Below are 24,390 nucleotides of genomic sequence, written 5' to 3'. Positions count from 1 at the left end.
AAAGCTGCTCGGCATGCCGGGTGTGGCACCAGGCAAATGTCCAATGCAATCCCGCTGGAGCCGCCGGGTATTGCGCGATCGATTCACATCGCGTGGAGCAAGGACCGGGCGTTGTCCGTCGCCGCGCAAGGCATGCTGTCGATGATGCGCGAGGATCTTTCGATACGCGGCGTATCGCCCCCCGCACAGGACCGCAGACGCGTCAGCGCGCGCCGGGTCTCTGACGCGGCTTGCGAGCGACGGCGCTACAATGATTTTGTTCACGCCCCTCGTCTAGATCATGCCGCTTCCACGCCGCCACCTCCTCGTCATCGATCCGCAAAACGATTTCTGCGACCTGCCGCCCGACTGGCGTCCGCCTGGCGTCGCGCCGGCGTTGCCAGTGGCGGGCGCGCACGCGGACATGCTGCGTCTGGCCGAAGTCATCGACGCAGCGGGCGAGGCGTTCGATGCCATCACCGTCACGCTCGATTCGCACCAGCGCATCGATATCGGCCACCCCACTTTCTGGATACGCGGCGACGGCAGCGCAGTGACGCCCTTCACCCAGGTGACTGCCGATGACGTACGCGCCGGGCGCATCGTGCCGCGACGCGAGGATGCTCGCGGCCGGGTTGTCGCGTATCTCGACGCGCTCGAAGCCGCCGGCCGCTACACGCACATGGTGTGGCCGGTGCACTGTGAAATCGGCAGTTGGGGCCACAACATCCACGCCGCCGTGCTGGCCGCGTGCGACCGGTGGGAAGAGCGCGCGCTGCGCAACGTCGACAAGGTCATCAAGGGCACCAATCCGTGGACCGAGCACTACAGCGCGATCCGCGCCGAAGTGCCGAACGACGATGTATCCACGCAGGCCAACATGGTGCTGCTGTCCTCGCTGGCTTCGGCCGACGAGATTTTCGTTGCCGGCGAGGCGGCCAGCCATTGCGTAAAAGCCACCGTTGAACACGTCGCCGACGCGCTTGGCGCCAGCGTGCGCAAGCTGGTGCTGATCGAAGACTGCATGAGTCCGGTGGGTGGGTTTGAGTCCCAGGCGCGCGACTTTTTCGGCGCCATGCGCCAGCGCGGCGCCCGCACGATGAGAGCGGCCGAAGTGGTCGCACAGCTCGGGCGTTGACCGTGGCGGGCCGACGCAGCGCAAAAACACGCGGCCGGCCGCTCTGCTATGCTCATGCGCCTTCGCATTACCCGCCTGCACCATGAATTCCAGCATCCAGCGCGTCGCTGCCATGATCGAGGGCGCCCAGCACATTGCCGTGCTGACGGGCGCCGGCATGAGCACTGAGTCGGGCATTCCGGACTTTCGCTCGGCCAAGGGCCTGTTCACTGTCAATCGCTCATTCGCCGAGGTGGTGTCGATCGACTATTTCCAGGCCGATCCGGTCGGTTTCTGGAAAGATTTTCGCGACATCTTCCGCATCAAGCTCGCCGGTCATTACCAGCCGAACGCGGGACACGAATTCCTCGCCTGGCTGGAGTCGCGCGGCAAGCGCGTCAGCGTGCTCACGCAGAACATCGATGGCCTGCACACGCAGGCCGGCAGCCACGAGGTGCTGGAGCTGCACGGCACGCTGATGACGGCACACTGCCTGAACTGCGGCGAGGTCTACCACGTGGGCTATGTGCAGGACCATGAAATTCCCGAATGCCGCGAGTGCGGCGAAATCATCAAACCCGACGTGGTGCTGTATGGCGAGGCGGTGCCGCTGGTAGAGCGCGCCTTCCGGCTGGCGGCGCGCGCCGACGTCCTGTTGGTGATGGGGTCTTCGCTCGAGGTCGGCCCGGTCAACCTGATCCCGGCCGAAGCCGCACATGCAGGCGTTCCGGCGGCGATCATCAATCTCACGCCGACTTCGATGGACCGATTCTTCAATGCCCGCATCGAAGCCAAGATCGGCGAAGCGTGCACCGCGCTACGCGAAAGACTGGAAAGCTGACGCGGTCTTCCGCGAACCCAACAAAAAGCCCTGGTTTTGAACCAGGGCTTTTTGTTTGTGGCGAGGCGGCGATCAGTGGGCGGCAGCGGCGGCTTCGTTGCCGCCGACGGACTTGGCACCGCCCGGCGCACTCTTGTGGAACGGTGGCTTGGCGAGCCACACGACGGCCACCAGCGCGAGGAACAACCACCCCAGCGCGTGGAAGATCTCGTTGAACGAAATCTGGTAGGCCTGCTGCGTGATGATGCGCTCCAGGTTGGCTGCAGCCACGTGCAGGTCGCCGTGCCCGAACTGCTGGATGGCCCCTTGCGTGTGCGGGTTGAAGGGCGAGAACGTCTCGCTCATCTGCGCGTGATGCACGACGGCACGACGACTCCACAGGTACGTGGTGATCGATGCCGAGAAGCTCCCCGCCAGCGTGCGCAGGAACGTCGCCAGACCGGAGCCGGCGGCAATCTCGTGCGGCTGCAGGTCGCTCAGCAGGATGGTCAGCACCGGCATGAAGAAGAACGCCACGCCCAAGCCCTGCATGAGCTGCACTTCGGCCACACGCTGGAAGTCGATGGTGGTGATGAATTCCGAACGGATGAAACTGGTGGCCGCCATCACGACGAACGCCGTCGACGCCAGCAGGCGCAAGTCCATCTTCGAGGCGTACTTGCCCACGAAAGGCGTGAGCAGCACGGGGAATATCCCGAGCGGTGCCGCGGCCAGCCCGGACCACACGGCCGTGTAGTGCAGTTGGGTCTGCAACCATTGCGGCACCAGCAGGCCGACCGAGAAGAACGCGCCATACGCCAGCATCAGGGCCAATGTGCCGGCCGTAAAGTTGCGGTGACGGAACAGGCGCAGATTGACGATCGGGTCGCGGTCGGTGATCTCCCAGATGATGAAGATCGCCAGCGCAATGGCCGAGACAATGGCGGTGCCGACGATGAAGCTCGAGTTGAACCAGTCTTCCTCGTTGCCCTTGTCGAGCATCAGTTGCAGCGCGCCGACACCGACGACGAGCGTGATCAGCCCCACGTAATCCATGCGCGGCTTTTCGTTCTGGAACGGCTTGGCGCGCATCTGGCTCCACACCACCGAGGCGGCGAAGATACCGATCGGCACGTTGATGAAGAAGATCCACGGCCAACTGTAGTTGTCGGTGATCCACCCGCCCAGGATCGGGCCGGCAATGGGCGCCACCACGGTCACCGTGGCCAGCAGCGCCAAGGCCTGGGACCGCTTGTTCGCAGGGTAGATCGAGATCAGCAGCGCCTGCGTGATGGGATACATCGGCCCGGCGACGAAGCCCTGCAACGCGCGAAAGCCCACCAGCATGCCCATGCTCTGCGCGATGCCGCACAGGAGCGAAGCCAGCGTAAACAGCAGCGTTGCGGCAACGAACAGGCGCACTTCGCCGAAGCGGCGCGTGAGCCAGCCGGTCAACGGCAAGGCAATCGCGTTGCTCACCGCAAAGGCGGTGATCACCCACGTGCTCTGGTTGGAGCTCACGCCAAGGTTGCCGGCGATGGTCGGCAGCGAGACGTTGGCGATCGTCGTGTCGAGCACCTGCATGAAAGTCGCCAGCGCCAGACCGACGGTGCACAGCCCCAGGTTGGCGGGGCGGAACGGCGGATTCATGAGCTGATCTTTCGGGCCTGGACGGCTTCGATCTTGCGGGCCGCAGGCTTGGCTGCGGGCGCGGCGGCAACACGGCCCCCGGCATTGGCCTGGATCACGCTGGCGATGCGCGCTTCGGCCTCATCCAGTTGGCGCGCGTAGACATCGGTGGTGAACACCGGAGCGCTCACCGGCGCCTGCGCCAGCATCGGGCCGCGACGATCATGCATGTTCACTTCGACGCGCATTGACAGACCGATGCGCAGCGGATGCGCGGACAGTTCCTTCGGATCGAGCGCGATGCGTACTGGCACACGCTGCACGATCTTGATCCAGTTGCCGGTGGCGTTCTGCGCCGGCAGCAGCGAAAACGCGCTGCCCGTGCCCACGCCGAGACCGGCGATCTTGCCGTGGAAGGTCACGTCGCTGCCGTACAGGTCGGAAGTCAGTTCGACCTCTTGCCCGATGCGCATGTGCTGGAGCTGGGTTTCCTTGAAGTTGGCATCGACCCAGACCTGATCGAGCGGCACGACCGCCATCAACGGCGTACCCGGCTGCACGCGCTGGCCGACCTGCACGCTGCGTTGCGCCACGTAGCCGGTGACCGGCGCGACCATGCTGGTGCGCACGTAATCGAGATACGCGCGGCGCACGGCGGCGGCGGCGGCCTTGACTTCGGGGTGCGTCAGCACGCCCGTGTTTTCGATCATGGCGTGACTGGTGGCCAATTGCTGCTCGGCGGCGGCCAGCGCACTCTGTGCAGTGGCCAGCGCCTCGCGGGCGTGGGCCAGTTCTTCGGCCGGAATCGCGCCTGTGGCGGCGAGCCCCTGGCGGCGGTCGAAGTCGGCACGGGCACGTTCGAGTGCGGCGCGGCGCGCGGCCAGATCGGCCTCCTGGCTGCCGACGTTGGTGTAGAGACCGCGCACCTGCCGCACGGTGCGGGCAAGGTTCGCTTCGGCCTGTTCCAGCGCGACGGATGCATCGGTCGGGTCGAGGGCGGCCAGCGACTGGCCGGCGTGCACCAGCGCGTTGTCGTCGGCGCCGATGGTCACGACAGTGCCGGCGATCTGGGGGCTGACTTGCACAACGTTGCCGTTGGCATAGGCGTCGTCGGTTTCCTCGAACCAGCGGCCGTGCAGATAGTAGTACGAGCCGTAGCCGATGGCGGCAAAGAGGATCACGCCGGCCAGCAGTGAGAGCATGACGCGGCGGCGGCGATTGGCGGGGGCGGCAAAGGCCTGGAGGTTGGTGTTGTCTTGGTTGGCGCTCATGGCGGCTTCCTGTTATTTCGTCGATGCAGTGGCGGTCGGAACGGGCTGTTCGGCGCGGTAGCCGCCGCCCAGTGCGCGGATCAGTTCGATCGAGGTTTCGATCTGCCGGGTCTGGATGTCGGCCATGCGGTCCTCGGCCAGGTGCAGCGACTGCTGCACGATGAGCACTTCGAGGTACGCGCCCACACCGTTGCGATAGCGCTGCATCGACAGATCGAATGCTTGCTGCGCGCTCGACAATGCGCGTCGCTGGGCCGATTCCTGCGTCTGCAGCGAACGCAGGCGCGACAGCGAATCGGCCACCTGGTTGAGCGCGCCGACCAGCGTCTTGTTGTATTGGGCGACGGCCAGATCGTATTGCGCGTCGCGTCCGGCGAGGTTGGCGCGCAGGCGGCCACCGTCGAACAAGGGCAGAGAAATTGCCGGCGTCACCAGCGCGAAGCGGCTGGATGCCTGGAACAGATCGGCGGTGTGTACCGACAGCAGCCCCAGCGTGGCCGACAGATTGACGTTGGGATAGAACTGCGCCTTGGCGGCGTCGATGCCGCGCCGGGCCGATTCCACGCGCCAGCGCGCGGCCACGATGTCGGGCCGGCGGCCGAGCAATTCGGCAGGCAGGTTGTCGGGCAACGCCAGTTCGCTGGCGTGCAGGGCCTGCGGACGCTGGATATCGCGCCCGCGGTCGGGCCCCTTGCCGAGCAGCACCGACAGTTGCGTGCGGCTGGATTCGATCTCCTGCTCGGTCTGCGCCACTTTCTGTTCCGCACTGGCCGATACCGATTCGGCCTGTCGCAACTGCGCCACGCTATCGACGCCCGCGTCGACACGCTGGCGAGTCAGGTCGAGCAGCTTGTTGGCGCGATCCAGGTCGGCCAGCGCGATATCGTGCGACTGGAACGCGTAGGCCAGCGCACTGTAGGCGCTGGCGACACTGGTCGAAATGGTCAGGCGCGCGGCCCGGGCATCGATTTCGGTGGCGCGCTGGGCGCCCAGTGCGGACTCCCATGCGGCACGCTCGCCGCCCCACAGATCGAAGGTGTAGCTGCCGCCGACGGACAGCATTTTCATGGTGGCGTAATTGCCACCCAGCTCGGGCATCACGCCCTCGGGAATCTGGGCGCCAGGCAAGCTGCCCTTGGCGTCGATCTTCGGGTAACGCGCGGCGTCCGCACCCAGCGATTCGGCGGCGGCCTGGCGCACTCGCGCATCGGCGATGGCGAGGTCCGGATTGCCTTGCAGCGCTTCGCTGATGACGGCATCCATCTGCGCGTCGCCGAGCTGACGCCACCAATCGGTGGCTGGCCAAGCCGTGGCCGACAGTCTGGCGCCGGCAAGGCTCTTGTCGGCCGACAGCGAATGGATATCCGTCAGCTCATTTTCGGGCGCGAGTCCGCGCATGTTGGCGCAGCCAGCCGCCAGGAACAGCATGGCCATGGCGGGCCACAGGTTACGAGATTTCATGTATTTGCTTCGGCAATTGAAGGTTCAGCGCTCGACGGTGGCGCGAATGCGCTGGAGGAATCCCGTCAGAGTTTTCTGCTCTTCTTCAGTCAAGTCAGACACGGCGTAGGCATTCAATTCGCTCGCCACGCGGTTCATCGACGACCACAGCACACGGCCCGCTTCGGTCAGCGTCACGTCTACCGCACGGCGGTCGCCTTCGCACGGGCGGCGGATCACGTAGCCCTTCTCCTGCAGGCGATCGAGCATTCGCGTGAGCGCGCCGGCGTCATGCTCGACGCGGCGGGCAAGCTCCGTGGCATTCATGCCGTCGCTGTGGGCGAGCGCCTTGAGGACACGGAACTGGCTGAAATTGACATCGCACCCCGTGGCGCCGAGGTCGCGTTCGAGGTGGCGGATGAGACCCATGCGGACGTAGTGCATCAGCATGCCGACGCTGTCTTCGCCGTTGTGACTTTCTGTAGGGGTTGGGGTTGGTTTTGACACGGCTCAAATTTTGGTTGCCTGAGCAATCATTGTCAACATAATTGTTTGAAAGCAACTCGTAATAGTTGCAGGCAGTCGTAAGCGCCCGTGCCGGCGTGGACGACTGAAGGAAGGCACCGCCAGCGCGGCCAGCGGGAAAGAGGGACCGCCCGCCAGGCTCTGACCCCGGGGTCCATCACAATCGCAATGGAGTGCTAGAGAGAACCCGTCCTGTCGCGGTAAAGCGCGGCGGGAATCAGGCTGGGTGAATCTCAGCGCACGGCGCGTGCCGGGCGGGAAGAATGGAGACGCCTCGGAGGATTGCTCCGCACATGTTGTGGGAATCGCGCCTCCACTCGCAGTCAGCGCGGCGCGGTGGCGGACTCTTCCAGTTGGGTGATGGCGGTGTTCCAGCCGTCGAAGAAGCCCAGTTTCTCGTGCTGCTCGCACGAGGCGATATCCGGGTGCATCACTTGCGCCACGTAACGGCACCCATCGCCTTCGTCGGTCATCGTGATGATGGCCGTAAAGCCGAGCCACGGCGTGTTCGGACGCCACCCCGCCGTGAGCATCGACGTGAACACGAGGCGCGATTGGGGTACGACTTCCAGAAAGCTGCCCGGATTGTCGCTGGTGCCGCCGTCGGGCCCCTGCATGAAGGTATGGAAAGCGCCGCCCGGCCGCAGATCGAAGGCCCGGACGTCGGTCGTCCACGGACGGGGGCACCACCACTGCTTGAGCAGTTCCGGCTCGGACCAGGCGCGCCACAGCGCTTCGCGCGGTGCACGCAACACGCGCGAGATCACGAGGTCGCGCGGATCAGTCTTTTCTCCTGCGTTTTGTGACATGGGGTTGCTCCTGTTGGTGAAGTCGTTCGACGAACTCGACCATGCGGTCGGATCTTGCCTCCCACATGGCACGTTGCCCGGCTATCCATTTTTCGGCTCGGGAGAGTGTCTCCGGCACCAGTTCGCACGTACGTGTACGTCCGAGCTTGCTGGTGCGGATCAGGCCGCTGCGTTCGAGCACGGTCAGGTGCTTCATGAACGAAGGCAGCGCCATGTCGAATGGCGCTGCCAGCGCGGTCACCGTCTGCGCACCGTAGCCCAGCGAGCTGACGATTGCGCAGCGGGTGGGGTCAGCGAGTGCGTGGAATACCTCGCTGACCGAGACACTATAGTTAGCCATACAGCTAACTATAGTCAGGGCAGGTGAATGCTGCAATCCCGGGTTGGTCGAACGATTCGTCGCTCCGGTTCAGGCCGTCCTGGCGAAGAGCGCCCGCACCGACGACACGCAGAGCGTGACGATCTTGTTCACCGCCGACCGGAACACCGGGATGTACAGCAGCATGGTGAAGATGGTCACCGTCGCGAAGACCATGCAGATCGGTCGCGTGAAGAACGGGCCAAGGCTGCCGTCCGACAGCACCAGTCCGCGCCGCAGACTCTTGTCGAGAATGCCGCCGAGCACCATGCCGAGCACGAACGGCGCCATCGAGTAACCGCGCAGACGCAGGAAGAACGCGCCGACGCCGACGAACAGCATGGCGTAGACGTCGAACAGCCGCGACGCGCCCGCGTAGGCACCCACCACGCAGAGCAGGAAGATGATGGGCATCAGGATGACGTACGGCACGCGCAGCACGTAGATCAGCGGTCGGATGAAGAACAGGCCGAAGATCAGGATGGTGATGGTGGCCAGCGTCGTCATCGCAACGACGTCATAGATGAACTGCGGATGGGTGACCATCAACATCGGTCCAGGCTGCACGCCATGGATGATCATGGCCGCCATCAGCACGGCAGAAGGCGCCGAGCCTGGAATCCCGAGCGACAGACACGGCACCAGGTGCGCCGGAATGGACGACATGTCGCCCGTTTCCGCCGCCATCAGGCCGTCGATGGAGCCCTTGCCGAACTGGTCGCGCTCCTTGCTGGCGGCCTTGGCGGCGGCATATGACATCCACGCGCCGGTATCTTCGCCCACACCGGGCAGCAGGCCCGTGAACACGCCCACGACGCCCGAGCGCAACACCGTACGCCAGTATTGCGCGACCTCGCGGAAGCGCGGCAGCACCGAATCCTTGACGTCGATGACTTTCTGCTGAAGCGGATTGGCCAGCGAAGTGATGACTTCGGCCAGCCCGAATGCGCCCACCAGCGCAGGGATCAGATCGATACCGCCGGCAAGTTGATCCCAGCCGAAGGTGAACCGGTCGTGCGCATAGAGGCCGTCCTGGCCAATCTGCGAGACGAACAGACCCAGCACGCCCATGAGCCAGCCCTTGACTGGATCGTCGCCGACGATCATGCCGGACATGGCCACGCCGAACAGTGCCAGCCAAAAGAATTCGAATGCGCCGAACTTGAGCGCGACCTCCGCCAGCAGCGGCGCAAAGGTCGCCAGGCATAGCACGCCGAACAGCGTCCCCGTGAAAGCGCCCGATGTGGCGATGCCGATCGCGCGCCCTGCTTCGCCGCGCTTGGCGAGCGCGTAGCCGTCCGCGCACGAAGCCGCGTTGGCCGCCGTGCCCGGAATGTTCAGCAGAATGGCCGTGCGCGATCCGCCGTACAGCGTGCCCACGTAGGAGCACATCAGCAGCAGGATGGCGTTGTTGGTGTCGACCTTAAGCGTCAGCGTCGTGAGCAATGCCACCACCAGCGTGGCCGACAGACCCGGAATGACGCCGACCACGATGCCGATGAAAGCGCCCCCGAGCCCGTACAGGATCGAGTGAATGTTCATGAAGCCGGCCCAGGCCGTGCCCAGATGAGAAAGACCTTCAAACATGATGATCTCCAATGTCGATCAGGGCAGGCGGATCATGAAGATCTGCTCGAACACCAGCGTGATGGCGATGCTGGCGACGAACCCGATGACGGCAGCCCTCACGATTTTCCCGGATGTGAATCTCCCCTCCCCCGCGGCCCGTCGCCGGTTGTCGAGCAAGAGGATGCAGGCCGTGACGAAGACGCCGCCCGTCAGCCAGTAGGGCAAGCCACGTCCCAGCAGTCCCGCGCAAAAGATGACGCAGATGCCGAGCACGAGCAGCATGCGGTTCATCGCTGTCCGCTTGTCGACCGACAACGGCGCACGCGCAGCGACGACCCCCTTGAAGCGCGTCCACTTCCTGATGAACACCAGGAAGCCGAGTGCGGTCATGGCAATGCCCAGCAACGCCGGAAGCAGGCCCGGAATCGTGTAGGGGTTGATGTCCTGCTCTTCGAGGCGATCCATGAGCAAGGATCCGATCAGGATCGCGATGCCGAGCACCATCCACCCTAATCCTTCTGTCATTTCGGATCGCGCTGTCGGCTTGAATTCGCCTCCTCCGTGGTCAACGACGGGGAGATCGGGCCGATCGGATACCTGTTCGGTCATGGTGCACCTGTACGAGCTAGAGAACGTGGCAACGGAAAGCCTGTGCGGGGCACGCACCTGATATATGGAGCACGCCCCGGCCGGAGGCGCCGCCCTTGCAAGCGGCACCCCCGGCGGGCACTCCCCCTTGGCCGGCCCCTGTCAGTGAATCGATGAATCGCTTGAAGTCAGAGCTTCGGAATCCCCACCGTGTCGGGCGACACCTTTGCCTTGCCGCTGTTGTAGAGCGTCCAGGCGTTGGCCTGCACCGCGGGCATGACGGCCTTCTGCGCGGCGTCGCCATACATCGGCGAGAACAAGGCGCCCCGGCTCGTGGCGTACTTCTTGAGGGCGTCGCTCTTGGCGATGGTGTCGGTCCAGATCTTCTCGACGGTCTTCACGACCTCATCCGGCACGCCTTTTGGGATGAAGATCCCGAAGTAGTTCAATGGCGCGGTGAAGCCGGGAATGGTGTCCGACAGCGGCGGAATGGTGCCGTACCCTTCCAGGTTGAGCGGCTTGTCGCTGATCGTGGCGAGTGCGCGCAGGCGCTTGCCGCGGATCATGTCGGCCTGCTCGCCGGCCAACTGCGACGTGACTTGCGCTTCGCCAGCCACGGTTGCGATCACGGCCGGGTTGCCACCGTCATACGTCACATGCTTGTAGGTGATGTTGGCGGCCTTGGCGACGAGGTCGATCGCGCTGTGGCCCGCGGTGCCGATGCCGGCCGTGGCGACCGAGATCTTGCCGGGATTGGCCTTCATGGCGTCGAGCAATTGCTTCGGCGTCTGGTAAGGCGTGGCCGGGTTGACGCTCAACACCTGCATGTTGGCGACGGTCAGGAACAGGTGCCAATCGGCGATGCGCGTCTTGAGCGTGCCCATCGTCTCGTAACTGCCCAGATCCTGTGCCGCGCCCGCGGTCCAAGTGTAGCCGTCCTTCGGTGCATCCAGCGCGCTCTTGGTGCCGATCGATCCGGACGCGCCGGGCTGATTGACGATGACGATGGTCTGGCCCAGCGCTTTTTCCATTTCGGCGGCGGCGATGCGCGACACCTGGTCGGTGGCACCACCGGCTGCCCAGGGCACGATGAGGTGAATCGGGTGGCTGGGCTTCCATTGCTGGGCGGATGCCGGCAGCGCAACGACGCAGGCAAGCGCCATCGCCGTGGCGTACTTGAGATTGAAGAGGTGTTTCATTGTCTGTCTCCTAGAGATGCCTCTTTGCGTGTGGAACGAGTCAACTACGTGCTTGATGCAACCAGCGTGACCGGCGCCCCCTTGTCTGCCGACTCATAGAGCGCGCGAACGAACGCGACCGCGTTGCGGGCCTGCGCACCATCGACCAGCAACGTGGACTGGCCGCGCAGGGCCAGGATCATGTTTTCGATCTGCTTCTGATGCCCCTCGAAACTGATCTGATCGGGAGCACTCGCGCCGGATGCGCCGCCCTTGCCGGATGCCTCGGCGAGGAGCTGCGCGTCCTGCGGTGTCGCGTCGCGGAATTCCCAGCGCACGATGCGATCGTCTTCGATGACGGCCGAGCCCCGCTCGCCGCAGATTTCGATACGACGTTCCCATCCGGGATAGGCCGCAGTGGTCGCTTCCAGCGTGCCGAGCGCGCCATTGGCGAACCTGATGGCCGCGCAAGCGGTGTCCTCGGCTTCGATGCCCAGATGCACGCGGCGCGTTTTCCAGGCGGCGATCTCGGCGGGCATGCCGGCAAACCACTGCAGCAGGTCGACGGCATGGATGGCCTGATTCATGACCGCGCCGCCACCGTCGAGGGCGAGCGAGCCTTTCCAGCCCGTGTAGTAGGTCTCGGCGCGATGCCACTTCACATATGCGCTGCACAGGACGAGGCGTCCGAAACGCCCTTCGTCGATGGCCTTCTTGACGGCTTGCGCCCCCTGCGTGAGGCGCGACTGGAAAATCGCTGCGACTTTCACCCCGGCGTTGGCGGCGGCGTCGAGCAGCGCGTCGACGCGCTCGACCGTGATCTCCAGCGGCTTCTCGATGATCAGATGCTTGCCCGCACGCGCCGCCTGCAGCGCCGGTTCGAGGTGCGCGCCGCTGGGGGTGACGACGCAGACGACGTGAATGTCGGACCGCGCGAAGAAGGCTTGCGGATCATCAGTGGCGAAGGGGATGTCATGCTTCTGCGCAAAGCGCACGGCTTCGTCCTGCGTGACCCCGAGTACGCCGATCAGGCGCAGGTTGTGCTGCCTGGCCAGTGCGCGGATGGCGAGCGCGTGGTAGTTGGCGATCATGCCGGCGCCAACCAGACCGAACCCGATGGGCATTGTCCCGTCGATCATGCTCCGGCCCTTTCCGCTTGTGCCTGGGCCTGCAGCGCGAGCTCGCACACCTTGAAGCAGTGCGCCTGCGTCATGGCGGTTTCGGTGCGATTGAAGATGTCGCTGCGCAGGTCGGTGTAGTACGGCAGTTCGGCGTCCGAGCAATCGATGTATCGCGTGCCTTCGTGATTGACGATGAACAGGTGGTTGATGCCCGGACGGCCGGCGATGTCGATGTACTTGCGCAGTTCGATGTAACCGTCGGTGCCGAGAATGGTGAGACGGCCGTCACCCCAGGTCGCCAGACCATCGGGCGTGAACCAGTCGAGGCGGATGTAGCCGCTGGCCGGCCCGTTGGTGAGGATGAGCTCACCGAAGTCCTGCCAGTCCGGGTACTCGGGGTGGCCGAGATTGCCCACGCGCGACACGACGATGCGCGCGTCGTTCGCCCCCGCGAAATGCAGAAACTGCTCGATCTGGTGCGAAGCGATGTCCGCAAGGATGCCGCCGTACTGCTTGGGGTCAAAGAACCAGTCCGCGCGCGTGTGGCGATTGAGGCGATGCGGCCCCAGCCCGACGGTCTGCAGGACGCGGCCAATCGCGCCCTGCCGGATGAGTTCTGTCGCGGTCGTGACGGCGCGCACTTCAAAATGCTCGGTGAAGTTCACCGACCAGATGCGCCCCGTCTGCCGCTGCACCTGCTTGACGCGGTCGAGTTGCTCGAAGGTGATGACACCCGGCTTGTCGACCATGAAGTCCTTGCCATGCAGCATGGCCTCGACCGCAAAATCCGCGCGGTCGCACGGAATGCCGGCGCACACGATCAGATGGATGTCCGCGTCTTCGAGCAGTTGCCGGCGATCCGCCACGCGCGGGATATGCGGGAAACGCTCGGCAAATCCCTCACGCGTGCGCACATCGCCGTCATGGCTCCAGTAACCCACGCATTCAGCGCCGATATTGAACAGGCTGTTGACCTGGTCGTAGATGTGCCGGTGGTCGATTCCGACGATGCCGAACCGCAGCTTCGGATACTCATTCATGATGGGCTGTCTCTATTGAACGAACGGATTGGCTTTCCACCAGGGTGCTCGGAAAGACGTGCTGCTCGGTCGGGCGATCCGGGTCCTGGATGGCGTGGAGAAGTAACGACGCAGCCGCCCTTGCCATCTGTTGCTCGGGGCGCTGAATGCATGTGACGTGGGGCACGATCACCTCGGCCCATTCCGGCGTGCCGACGACAACGAACGAGTAGTCGTCCGGCCAGCGGATGCCGTTGTTCTGGAAGTAGCGCAACGCGCCTTTGGCGAGGTCGTGCTGGGCGAAGACGATGGCGGTGACGGGCAGCGTCGACAGCCGTTCGGCGATCTCGACGCCGGCAGACTCCGCCAGCGGCCCATTCAGGATGTAGTCCTCCCGCGGCACGACGCCGAACTCACGCAGCGCGGCGCGGTATCCCTCCACGCGTTCCCGCACGTTGGGGATGGGCGAATCCCAGGCCACGAACGCAATGTGGCGATGGCCGGCATCGAGCAGATGCCGGGTCGCCAGATACGCGGACTGGACGTTGTCGTGGCTGACAAAGTTGTGGTCGGTGATCGCGCCCGGGACGGAACGTTCCAGGACAACGTAGGGGATGTGCTGCTTTTGCAGGAGCGCGAGGTTGTCGATCTGCGACAACGCCGGGCTGACGATGCAGCCGTCGATGCGCTGCGCGATCAGGCGCTGGATGATTTCCTTCTCTTGCTCCGGGTCTTCGTCGCTGTTGCACAGCATGACGACGTAGCCCGCCTGGCGCGCGATCGACACGATCTCGACGCACATCCGCGTGAAGAACGTATTGCCAAATTGCGCCACCACCACCGCCAGCACCTTCTTCTGCTTGCCCTTGATGCTGCTGGCCGCGGCGTTCTTTACGTAGCCGACCTGCTCTGCCGCCTGGATTACCCGCTCGCGCAATTCGGGGCGGATATAGCGCTTTTCGTTGCTGAGAACGTAAGAGACCGTGGTCGTGGACGTCTTGGCGACGCGTGCGACATCTCGAATGGTCGCAGTCTTGGTTGGCGTTCTGGGCGCTCTGGCCATATTCGTTTTTTCGCCATGTAAACGTTTGCATATTGCGACGTTGCATATGCAAACGTTTACATACAGGGATTTAAAAAAAAGGACTCGCGGCCATTACGTCACTTAAACGATGCACTGTCAACGAGCCGTTGTTGACAGACATCACGAAGATGGCACCTCCCCTGATCATCGCAGCGGCGATGGCGGACGGCACGACAAACGCGATGGCGACAACACACGGCCGCAAACCATGCGGTGGCTGACAAAAAAAAGGCAGACCGAGGTCTGCCCTTTTTGCTGCAATCCGATCCGACAAGTTCGCCGGATCGGGCTGTGGCTCAGTTACACGTCAGCGATGCCGAATTCAGGCCGATGGTCGCGCCGGATTCGAGTCGGAGCGCGATGAACGATCCGCCAGTGAAGCTGCTGCTGAGCTTCGAGGTGTCGATGGTGATCGACTGCTGCCCCACGCCGATCGTAGAGGCCTTGGCCTCCCATACCTTGGAGCTGCTCCCATGGACAGAATTGCCCCCGCTCGTGGTGTTGTTGTCCACGTAGACCTGCACCAGTTTGTCGCCCGTGCCGGCAGTCGCCACACCGAGTGTCATCGTGCATTGCTTGCCGACGATGGTGAACACCCCGCCCGGCGTGCTCGTCGATGTGGTGCCCGTGTTGCCCAGCGCGCCGATGGTGAAACGTCCGCCATTGATCGTCATGACTCCGCCGCTGACGGTGATGGCGCTGCCGCCACCCGTATTGATGTACATCGGCTTGCTCGAATCGCCCGGCAACGGGAAATAGTTGGCGGTGAAGAACTGGGCTGAATCGCCAGCAGTGAAGTTCTCCGTCCAGGAACCCGTCACGCCCGCCGGCACACTGCTCGACGAGGATGAGGATGAGGACGACGACGACGACGACGACGATGCCGACGACGAACTGCCCGCCGAAGACGACGTGCTGCTCGACGAGGACGAACTGCTCGACGACGAACTACCACCGCCGTCGGTCGCGAACATCCCGATGCGCGCAGCGCCCGCGTTGGCCTTGACGATCCCCGCGAGGTTCAGCGGATTGGCTTCGAGCGTGTAGCCATACGGCGGCGTCCACTTCACATCGGTGGGCAAACCACAGGTGTTGAGGGTCGCCGTCACGTCGATGCCGTTGGGCAGGTACTTGGTGCTCTTCAGCCAGGTGTTGCTCTGGCGGAAGCTGGTACCGCTGCCGTGATTGACGATGATCTTGCTGCACGCCTCGGTCTGCTTGGTCGGCTGGATTTCCCACATCGTGCTCTCCATCAGCACGTCGCCGCGATAGCCCAGGCCCACGCCGCCTTCATATTCGGTGACGGTGGTGGCATCGCGATCGCCTTCAACGTAGTTGTTGAAGATGTGCACCTGGCCCCAACGCACACGCGGAACACGTTGTCCGGTGTCCTTGTAGTGGTTGGCGTAGAAGGTCACGTGGAAGCGGTTTTCATCGCTCCACTGGCGGCCCGAATCGCTGTTGGACACCAGCGTGGTCTTGCCGTGATCGATGAACGAGCTGTTCGACACGGTGATGTAGTCCGAGCCGCGGATGATGTCGAGCGCGCCGTCATGACGCGTGCCGCCGCCGTTGGCCTTGACGAACACATCGTTGTACTGGCCGTCGGTGATCGTCACATGGTCGACCCACACCTGCTGCGCCATTGCGATCGCCATGCCGTCGTAATACGCGTCAGCACTGCCCTCGGGCTGCACGTCCCAGTTGGTCTGGATCCACAGGTTGCGCACGATGACGTTGCGCGTCCAGCCCGGGTAGTCTTCCTGCGGCTTGTTCAGCGTCTTGATCCAGTACTCGTAGTCGGCCAATTTGTTATTGACCGTGCTGGGGAACTCCTTGCCGATTTCGATCTGGGCGGAGATCAGGCGCGCGGGAGAGCCGTCCGGCGCGTTGATACCGACCAGCGTCGTGTTGGACGGCAGCAGGATCGACGAAGCCTTCTGGTCGTCCCAGCTCGTGAAGTCCTTGAACCCGTCGGTCTCGACGCGCATGTCGATGTTGCCGTACACGCGGATGATCTTCGGTTCGTTCTTGGCTTCGCGGATCGCATCGAAAATGCACTGCTTCGTGCCGCATGTGTAGACGCGGTTGTCGGCGGCCGAAGCGCCACCGGTCACCAACACCTGCTTGTGGTTGTCGACCGTGTTGTTGCCGCGGTAAAAGCTGTGCCAGCCATTGAGCGGAGCGACTTCGCGCTCGATCGTCAGGCAACCGCCGGTCGGGTCGGACGTTATGGTTGGATATACCGTCGGCGTACCCGGTGCCGGCGTTGCGGTGGGCACGTGACCGTCGGTATTGATCGGATCGCTGGCCGGCAGGTATGACCGCACGCCCATCTTGCTAAAGCCGCTCCAGTAGAGCGCCGCACTTGTGTCGGTCAGTGACTTGGCGTCGATGTAACCGGCAGGCACGGTGTAGTCGCGCGGTGCCGACGGCGCCGTGCAATTGCCTGCGACGGACGACGAACTGGACGACTGTGAGCTGCCCGAGGAATTCGCGCTGCTGGAAGAATCGGACGATCCTGCGCTTGAGCTGCTGGAGCCGTTCGAGCTGCTGACGCTGCTAGAGCCCTGGCCCTGCGAATCGGGCGAGCCGTCGCCCCCTCCCCCGCCGCACGCGGCGAGCACGATCGAGAAAAAGCTTGCAGCGCCGAGGCGCCACATGGTGTGGTCGGACATTTGTCTCCTCCTGGTTGCCAGTAGTGGGCAATGCTCATTGGCACGCCTCTATGTGTCCGGAGACGACGCCCTTGGAGGTCTCCGCGCGGCGCATGTTACTGGTCCCAATCGCCGCGAGGGCGACAAATATCATTCGACCAAAATCGACAATACCTAGGAGAAACCCTTATTAATCAACAAAAGTGAAATACGCCAATGCGTTACCGAACCTGCCCAATTGGGCAGGCACCCAGTATCCGACAGGCTCTGCGGCAGAGGCGTCAGAAAAACCTGTCGGGATGCGGCCCGATGCGGTGATTGCGATCGAGATCGTCGATGGCCGCGATGTCGTCGGCATCGAGCCGAAAATCGAAGACCCGGAAGTTCTCGCGGATGCGTTCCGGCGTCACCGATTTCGGAATGGCCACCTGACCGCATTCGAGATGCCAGCGGATGACGACCTGGGCCGGCGTGCGGCCATGCTTGCGGGCGACGCGGATGATGACGTCGTCATTCAACGCCTGTCCCTGCCCCAGTGGGCTCCAGGCCTCGGTCACGATGCCGAAGCGCGCGTGAAAGTGGCGCAACTCACGCTGCTGAAGGTACGGATGCAACTCGACCTGATTGACGGCCGGGGTGATCCCTGTGTCATCGAACAACCTTTGCAGATGCGCCGGCGTGAAGTTGGAAACGCCGATGGAACGCACGCGCCCTTCATTGCGTAGATGCGCGAGCGCGCGCCAGCTATCGACATAGCGCCCCCGCTGCGGCGCCGGCCAGTGGATGAGGAACAGATCCACATAGTCGAGCCCGAGCCGATCGAGACTCGCCGGCAAGGCGCGCATCGCCTCGTCATACCCCTGCGATTCGTTCCACAGCTTGGTGGTGACGAAAACCTCGTCGCGCGGTACACCCGCATCGCCCAATCCTTGCCCGACGCCCTCTTCGTTCTCGTAGATGGCGGCCGTGTCGATCGAACGGTAGCCACATTCAAGCGCCGTCCTGACCGCCTCGCGCGCCTGTGCGACGCTGGCCTGCCACACGCCGAGGCCAAGCTGCGGCATGAGGCGTCCGTCGTTCAACTGGATGGAAGGAGAAGTCGTCATGGATGCTCCAGGAATACTCGCGATGGGTCAGGCGCGCATGTCCAGCACGACGCGATAGCGCGCCTTGCCGTCGCGCAGATGCTGCATGGCGTCGTTGATTCGACTGACCGGGAAGTGCTCGACCTGCGGCACGATGCCGTGGTGTGCGCAGAAGGCCAGCATATCGGCCATCGTCGACGGCGAACCTGTCGGCGAACTGCCCATGCTCTTTTGCCCGCCCATCAGGGCGAATACCGAAACCGGAATCGGTTCGAGCACCGCCCCGACGATATGCAGGTGTCCCTTTGGCGCCAGCGCCGCGACATAGGCGCCCCAGTCCAGCGACTGGTTCGTCGTCACCAGCAGCATATCGAGCGTGCCGGCCACGCTGGCCAGCGCTGCGCTGTCGATGCTCGACACGACATGGTCGGCGCCCAAGGCCAACGCCTCGTCGCGCTTGGCCGCCGATGAAGTGAATGCCGTGACGTCGCACCCCCAGGCATGCAGAAAGCGGATGGCCATATGACCCAGCCCGCCGATGCCCACCACGCCCACGCGCTGGGTTGGCTTGACGTCGTAAATGACCAGCGGACTGAACACCGTGATGCCACCACAGAACAGCGGCCCGGCCTCGGCCGGGTCCAGCCCGTCGGGCAGCGGAATGGCCCACGCCCAATGGCAACGGATGCGGTCGGCGAAAGCGCCGTGGCGCCCGACGATGGTGGCCTCGACCCCATCACACAGATGATGCGCGCCGCTCATGCATGAATGGCAATGCATGCAACTGCCGCGGTTCCAGCCCACGCCCACCATCTGTCCCACGCTCAGGCCCTTGGCATGCGAGCCCAGCCGCACTACCCGCCCCACGCCTTCATGCCCGGGCACGAACGGGTACGTGGTCATGCCCCATTCGTTGTCGAGCATGGACAAGTCCGAGTGACAGATGCCGCAATAGTCGATTTCGATCTCGACGTCCTCGTCGCCCAGTTCGCCGGCATCGAACTGCAGCGGCTCCAAGGGCTGGTGAGGCCCGCTTGCCGCCCAGCCGTGAAATACGTTCACGCTTGCCATATGCATATCTCCCGTCGCCGTTCACTCATTGCACTGATCGTATGAACTCTAGTTGCCGTCCGCGGCGCAAGCCAGCCCCAACGAGCGACGGCATCGGCACGGAGCACGAGTTGGCAGGTTGTTCACAGTTTTTGTGAATGATCCTGTGGGTAACTCACGGGAAAACTCGGCAAGTCATTGATCGGCAATGCCCGGCCTGAAGCGCGCTCGAATTCAGCGATTTTTCTGATAAAACCCGTCTTTCCAAATTTCCGAACAGATCACAATGCCTGGCTGGCCGGAATTGTTTTGCACGAAATTGTGCACCGCGCCATGAGACCGATAACTCCCCGCTGTGATGCGGCTTTCCGAAGGACGGTTGCCGGCATCGCCTGACGGGGGTTACCCTAGCGTCCGCCCGCGCAAGCGGGGAGGACCGAAAATTCCAGGAGACGCATCTATGAAACTTTGCGCATTGAGCGCTGCGCTCGTGTCGGTCGGCATTCTCGCCGGCTGCTCGGGCATGGACGCATCCAAACCCGCCGGTGGCCTGACTGCCGAGCAGATCGCGAGGCAAGCGCTGCCCGCCAACGACGGCTGGGCGGCACAAGGCCCGGGCACTGACGGTGGTTCGAAGGCCAAGGCCGAGAACGTCTACACCGCGACCAATCGTGCTGAACTGGTCAAGGCGCTCAATGCCGGCGGCAATCCGAACGTGGCCAAGATCGTGTTCATCAAGGGCACGGTCAACCTGTCGGTGGATGACAACAACAAGGAACTGTTCGAAAAGGATTACGCCCCCGCCGGCTACGACTTCGAGCAGTACAAGAAGGACTACGCGCCCGCCAAGTGGAACGTCAAGCTCGAAAAGGGGCGTCCCGTGCGCGACCTGACGGGTCCGCAGGAAGAGCTGCGTGAGAAGGGCCAGAAGGCGCAGAAGGCGCGCATCCTGATCAACATCCCGTCCAATACGTCGATCATCGGCGTCGGCAGCGATGCCAAGATCGTCAAGGGCAACCTGTGGATCGGTGAAGGCACCGAGAACGTCATCATCCGCAACATCACGTTCCAGGACGCCTTCGACTACTTCCCGCAGTGGGATCCGGGCGATAGCTTCAAGATCGACAAGAGCTACGCCGGTTGCCAGGAAGCCTTCGTCGACGCCAAGACCGGCCCGCAGATGTGCCCGGGCGGCCGCTGGAACTCGGAATACGACCTCATCTCGGTCAACGGCGGCAAGCGTGTGTGGATCGACCACTGCACGTTCAACGACGGCGATCGTCCGGACAAGCTGTATCCGCCGGTCTTCCCGTACCCGCATAACCAGGTCGAACAGAAGGTCCAGCATCACGACGGCCTGGTCGACATCACCAACGGCGGCGACTTCGTCACCCTGTCGTACAACCTGTTCAAGGATCACGACAAGACGTCGCTGATCGGTGGCAGCGACAGCAACAAGCTCGACCCGGGCAAGCTGTCGACGACCTACCACCACAACTGGTTCGACAACAGTGGCCAGCGTCTGCCGCGCGTGCGCTTCGGCAAGGTCCACACCTACAACAACTACATCACCGGCGACTCGTCCGGCGCGCCCGATCCGAAGCTGACCGACGCGCAGAACCACGAGAAGGCCATCAAGGAACACGGCGACAACAACATCTTCCGTTCCGGTTTCGGCATCGGCAAGGATTCGCGTATCTACTCGGAGAACAACTACTTCGAGATCAAGAATAGCGATCCGATCTATGCCGTCGCCATCCAGGGCGGCACGGTGTTCTTCGATGACGGTTCGTGGTTCAACGGCAAGCCGGTCGACCTCGTCGCCGCGGCCAACAAGCCGAACCCCAAGAACCAGGTCAAGCCGGACGTAGGCTGGAAGCCGACGCTGTATGGCTCCAAGCCGATGCCGACCGACCAGGTCCCGGCTTACGTCAAGGCCAACGCGGGCGCGGGCAAGCTGTAATCGCCCACGCTGCGTGACCAAGAACGGCGCCTTCACCGGCGCCGTTTTTTTTGTCTCGCCGTCGCGAAAGAAAAGCGGCGAACTCCATGTGAAGTTCGCCGCGCGCATGTTGCGGAGCGCTCCGCCGGCGCGCGCATGGCGCACCGTCGATCCGCCCGCCCGACCCTTCTGCGCGAGGACACGCGCATGACGAGTCCTCGCCCCCGATCAATACGCCGTCACATCACTCGGGCTGACGTTGCAGTTGGCGGTGTTCCACTGCTCGCCGATCTTGCTCGATTCGCCGTTGTGGTCGGTGACGCCCTTGTAGGCCACGCACACCGACGGACTACCCGACTTGTAGCCCTTGATCTGCAGGCTGCGGATCGTGGCGACGTCGCCGTAGTTGGTGTTGATGCCCACTACCGAACCGGCCTTCTCGATCTTGACGTTGGTGATGTTCACCTTGCGCGGGCCGCCGTTGCCATCGCAATCACCGCAGGAACGGTACAGCTTGCCGATCGAACCCGTGGTGGTGAAGTTGCTGATGTTCATCGTCGAGCCGATGCCGTTGTGCTGGAACACCTTGTCGTCGGCGTTGGCCGCCGAGCCGCCAGTGATGTTCATCACCTTGCCCGAACCGCCTTCCATGGTGGCGGCGTCTTCGCACACGTCTTCCCACACCACGTTCTGCAACGTGCAGTTGCCCTTGCAGTGGATGCCGTCGGCTGCGTTGGCGTTGATGCGCACGTTCTTGATCGTGGCGCCGTCGGCCAGCGTGAATACCGGCTGCTGGCTTTCCGATTGGCCGTTGCAGGCCGTGCCCACCGTGATGCCGCCGCAGTCGACCGTGCCGCTGATCGTGCTGCCGGCCTTGCACGCCGACGAACCGCCGGTCGACGACGAACTGGACGACGACGAACTCGAGCTGCTCGAACTTGAGCTCGAACTCGACGAACCGCCCCCCGTTCCTGTACCGCCCGTGGCGCTGGTCGGAATCGAGCACTCCTTCACCGACTTGTCCGGATTGGGGTCCGAACCGAAGGTCGCCACCGAGCACGTAAACGTGCCGGACAGCGTCTTGTAGACAAACTTGTCGGCAGCGCCGAATGCCACGCTGACCGACCCGACCACGTAGCAGGTCTGACCGATCGAACAGATCGTCTTGTAGCCCGAAGGCCGGTTGGTGGCCGCCTGCGCGGCGGTGAACGCCAGCGCGACAAGCAAGCCGATGATGAATTTGCGAAACATGTATTCCCTCCTGGTGTCCTGAGAACAGCGCTTTGAGCCGGCCTATAGGAAACAACGTATGTGACCGGTCGTCCCCGGATGAGGACTTCTGCAATCTAGTCAGCCGGCATGCACTCGCAAGGCAGGAGGGTATGAAATGAGACTATTCGCATTGATACAAATTCTGTCGCCTATGCGAACCGCATTTTTTGCATGACACCATCGCTTCGACGACGCAATGCCGTCGAACGCCCGCGCTCATGTCGAACAATCTCGTGCGGGCGAGTCTCGATCGCGCGCGGACAGATAGCGCGCGCCGCTCGGAAAGTCTGGCAACTCCTGGGCGCCATGCCATCGCCATACCCGGCGACCGCCAACAGCCCCAACAGGTCCGTGCCGCATCGCACAATATGTGACCGGCACCATTTGGAAATGTGACCGGAACCATGCCAATTTGGTTACATTCATTTACAAAGCAGAAAGGGGAATTCGCAAAAATCGTCAGAATCCATCGAGTTCGCTCACGCCCGTGTCGGTTCTTTCAAACGGCCGCGCGTTTCTACACGGCGAGCATCGGAGCCACGCCAGGGGCGCTGCGCAGATGGCGTTGCAGGCGACAGCAAACGGGTCGAGGAAACGCCGCGCAGTACGTGGCGAACGCGCATTCGCCCCGCCCTGCATTCGCGCATGGCGACGTAGACACGCAAACGGCGCCCTCGGGCGCCGCGTCAGTTTACTGATCGTGGTGGAGCGACGGAACGCTCAGTCAGCGTCGTCGACGTCGAGCTCGTCGTCTGGATGTTCCAGCGTTTCGTCATCGTCGCCGACGAGTTCGTCCGGCGTAGACGGTTCGGGAGGCGGCTCCTCCTGTGACGAGGGATGCTGCAGTCGGAAAGATGTCTGGGCGTCCATGGCCTTGCCCTCCAGTGGTTGCATGTAGCCCCTGGTGGAGCAAACCCCGTGCCGCGCTCAGGGCAGCGCCTCCACGGGGCGCCCTGCGCTCAGATCGGACCGGTCCAGCAGATGCGACACAGCCGCCGTCGGCGTTGCGCTCGTTGGCACCTCCGCAGGCTGCAAAGGCGCCATATCGAGCGGCACGATGTGCCCGCCGCCGTTGTTGGTCTGGATGGGCACATCCGTGGCGATCGGCGCCGCTGGCGGATCATCGAACGCAGGCGGCGGCGGAGGCGCCGGCGCCGCATGCACGGCTCGCGGAAAGCGTGCCGACACATCGACCCATTCACGCCCCAGCGCCTGCGAGAAGAAATCCCCGACCAGCATGATGGCGTTGTGCCCACCCTGCCCCCAATAGCTGCTGCGCAGGGTCACGCGCGCATCGTTGAAGCCGACCCACGCCCCCACCACCAATTGAGGATGCATCAGGATGAACCAGCCGTCCGTGTTGTTCTGTGTGGTGCCGGTCTTGCCGGCGACATCGGCGGTGATACCGAAGCGCCCCCGGATGGCATAACCGGTGCCCTGCGTCACCACGCCGCGCATGATGTCGATGAGATCGACGGCAGCGTCGCGCGACATCGCCTGCGTCGGCGGCGGCGCACCAAAACGTACTACCTCCTGTCCGTTTCGATCGACGATGCGGCGGATGAGCATCGGCTGTTTGTACACGCCTTGCCTCGCAATGCTGGAATACGCACTCACCATTTCGAACAGGGTCACCGGACTGGTGCCCAGCGCAAGCGAAGGCACGACCGCCAGCGGACTGTGCTTCACCCCAAGGCCGCGCGCCAATCCCACGATGCTGGGCAGGCCCACCTGCTGCATCACGCGCGTGGTCACCGTGTTGCGCGAGCGGATGAGCGCATCGCGCAGCGTCATCACGCCCGGATTGGAGTGGCCGGCCATGTCGGTCGGGCGCCACCAGCGGCCGTCCGAGAGCCTCACCCATACCGGAGCGGCAT

21 protein-coding genes are annotated in these 24,390 nt (G+C 63.6%); 3 read left to right on the top strand and 18 right to left on the bottom strand.

What is annotated here, in order from left to right; all coding sequences use genetic code 11:
* Window positions 1–280 precede the first annotated feature (280 nt).
* The gene (locus ACDA63_RS11420) at window positions 281–1,117 is read left to right on the top strand and encodes a cysteine hydrolase (protein ID WP_373663370.1); all 837 of its coding nucleotides are present in this window, start codon (window positions 281–283) and stop codon (window positions 1,115–1,117) included.
* Window positions 1,118–1,199: 82 nt separating this feature from the next.
* On the top strand, window positions 1,200–1,937 hold the full coding sequence (locus ACDA63_RS11415) for an NAD-dependent protein deacylase (RefSeq protein WP_373663369.1): 738 nt from the start codon (window positions 1,200–1,202) through the stop codon (window positions 1,935–1,937).
* Between the two features lie 72 nt (window positions 1,938–2,009).
* On the opposite strand, the gene ACDA63_RS11410 is transcribed toward ACDA63_RS11415, so the two are convergent.
* The 15 genes from ACDA63_RS11410 to ACDA63_RS11340 form a co-directional block, all read right to left on the bottom strand.
* Window positions 2,010–3,566, bottom strand: coding sequence for a DHA2 family efflux MFS transporter permease subunit (locus ACDA63_RS11410; protein WP_373663368.1), 1,557 nt, complete (start codon window positions 3,564–3,566; stop codon window positions 2,010–2,012).
* Window positions 3,563–4,816: an efflux RND transporter periplasmic adaptor subunit gene (locus ACDA63_RS11405; RefSeq protein ID WP_373663367.1), complete on the bottom strand. Its 1,254-nt coding sequence runs from the start codon at window positions 4,814–4,816 to the stop codon at window positions 3,563–3,565. The genes ACDA63_RS11410 and ACDA63_RS11405 overlap by 4 nt, the downstream gene beginning before the upstream one ends.
* A 12-nt stretch (window positions 4,817–4,828) precedes the next feature.
* On the bottom strand, window positions 4,829–6,277 hold the full coding sequence (locus tag ACDA63_RS11400) for an efflux transporter outer membrane subunit (protein WP_373663366.1): 1,449 nt from the start codon (window positions 6,275–6,277) through the stop codon (window positions 4,829–4,831).
* Between the two features lie 24 nt (window positions 6,278–6,301).
* The gene (locus tag ACDA63_RS11395) at window positions 6,302–6,706 is read right to left on the bottom strand and encodes a MarR family winged helix-turn-helix transcriptional regulator (RefSeq protein WP_373663365.1); all 405 of its coding nucleotides are present in this window, start codon (window positions 6,704–6,706) and stop codon (window positions 6,302–6,304) included.
* Window positions 6,707–7,104: 398 nt separating this feature from the next.
* The gene (locus ACDA63_RS11390; protein ID WP_373663364.1) at window positions 7,105–7,590 is read right to left on the bottom strand and encodes an SRPBCC family protein; all 486 of its coding nucleotides are present in this window, start codon (window positions 7,588–7,590) and stop codon (window positions 7,105–7,107) included.
* Window positions 7,562–7,930 (bottom strand): ArsR/SmtB family transcription factor, encoded by a 369-nt coding sequence (locus tag ACDA63_RS11385; protein ID WP_373663363.1) that lies wholly within the window; start codon window positions 7,928–7,930, stop codon window positions 7,562–7,564. The genes ACDA63_RS11390 and ACDA63_RS11385 overlap by 29 nt, the downstream gene beginning before the upstream one ends.
* Before the next feature lie 69 nt (window positions 7,931–7,999).
* Window positions 8,000–9,535 (bottom strand): tripartite tricarboxylate transporter permease, encoded by a 1,536-nt coding sequence (locus ACDA63_RS11380; protein WP_373663362.1) that lies wholly within the window; start codon window positions 9,533–9,535, stop codon window positions 8,000–8,002.
* A gap of 18 nt (window positions 9,536–9,553) precedes the next feature.
* Entirely contained in the window at window positions 9,554–10,042 is a 489-nt protein-coding gene (locus ACDA63_RS11375) for a tripartite tricarboxylate transporter TctB family protein (protein ID WP_373663361.1), read from the bottom strand.
* Window positions 10,043–10,293: 251 nt separating this feature from the next.
* Entirely contained in the window at window positions 10,294–11,304 is a 1,011-nt protein-coding gene (locus ACDA63_RS11370) for a Bug family tripartite tricarboxylate transporter substrate binding protein (RefSeq protein WP_373663360.1), read from the bottom strand.
* A 44-nt stretch (window positions 11,305–11,348) separates the two neighbouring features.
* On the bottom strand, window positions 11,349–12,422 hold the full coding sequence (locus ACDA63_RS11365) for a Gfo/Idh/MocA family protein (protein ID WP_373663359.1): 1,074 nt from the start codon (window positions 12,420–12,422) through the stop codon (window positions 11,349–11,351).
* Entirely contained in the window at window positions 12,419–13,444 is a 1,026-nt protein-coding gene (locus ACDA63_RS11360; RefSeq protein ID WP_373663358.1) for a Gfo/Idh/MocA family protein, read from the bottom strand. Before ACDA63_RS11360 ends, ACDA63_RS11365 begins: the two co-directional genes overlap by 4 nt.
* A complete protein-coding gene (locus ACDA63_RS11355; protein WP_373663357.1) occupies window positions 13,437–14,486 on the bottom strand; it encodes a LacI family DNA-binding transcriptional regulator in 1,050 nt (349 codons plus the stop codon). Before ACDA63_RS11355 ends, ACDA63_RS11360 begins: the two co-directional genes overlap by 8 nt.
* 317 nt (window positions 14,487–14,803) lie before the next feature.
* Window positions 14,804–17,185 carry a hypothetical protein gene (locus ACDA63_RS11350; RefSeq protein WP_373663356.1) on the bottom strand — a complete coding sequence of 794 codons (2,382 nt, stop codon included), beginning with the start codon at window positions 17,183–17,185 and terminating at the stop codon, window positions 14,804–14,806.
* Window positions 17,186–17,445: 260 nt separating this feature from the next.
* Window positions 17,446–18,270, bottom strand: a complete 825-nt coding sequence (locus tag ACDA63_RS11345; RefSeq protein WP_373663355.1) for an aldo/keto reductase — start codon at window positions 18,268–18,270, stop codon at window positions 17,446–17,448.
* A 27-nt stretch (window positions 18,271–18,297) separates the two neighbouring features.
* Entirely contained in the window at window positions 18,298–19,320 is a 1,023-nt protein-coding gene (locus ACDA63_RS11340) for an NAD(P)-dependent alcohol dehydrogenase (RefSeq protein ID WP_373663354.1), read from the bottom strand.
* 439 nt (window positions 19,321–19,759) lie between these two features.
* Between ACDA63_RS11340 and ACDA63_RS11335 the strand changes: the two genes are divergently transcribed.
* A complete protein-coding gene (locus ACDA63_RS11335) occupies window positions 19,760–21,262 on the top strand; it encodes a polysaccharide lyase family 1 protein (RefSeq protein WP_373663353.1) in 1,503 nt (500 codons plus the stop codon).
* A gap of 207 nt (window positions 21,263–21,469) precedes the next feature.
* On the opposite strand, the gene ACDA63_RS11330 is transcribed toward ACDA63_RS11335, so the two are convergent.
* The 3 genes from ACDA63_RS11330 to ACDA63_RS11320 all read right to left on the bottom strand — a co-directional run.
* Window positions 21,470–22,492: a pectate lyase gene (locus tag ACDA63_RS11330; protein WP_373663352.1), complete on the bottom strand. Its 1,023-nt coding sequence runs from the start codon at window positions 22,490–22,492 to the stop codon at window positions 21,470–21,472.
* A 741-nt stretch (window positions 22,493–23,233) separates the two neighbouring features.
* On the bottom strand, window positions 23,234–23,407 hold the full coding sequence (locus ACDA63_RS11325; RefSeq protein ID WP_373663351.1) for a hypothetical protein: 174 nt from the start codon (window positions 23,405–23,407) through the stop codon (window positions 23,234–23,236).
* Between the two features lie 33 nt (window positions 23,408–23,440).
* On the bottom strand, window positions 23,441–24,390 hold a 950-nt coding region (locus tag ACDA63_RS11320; RefSeq protein WP_373663350.1), incomplete at its 5' end, for a penicillin-binding transpeptidase domain-containing protein.

Origin of the sequence: Uliginosibacterium sp. sgz301328, assembly GCF_041807905.1 — a bacterium.
Classification (GTDB): domain Bacteria; phylum Pseudomonadota; class Gammaproteobacteria; order Burkholderiales; family Rhodocyclaceae; genus JBGVSA01.
The sequence above is the reverse complement of the archived record's forward strand: the minus strand, read 5'-3'. Positions and strand labels throughout refer to the sequence as shown.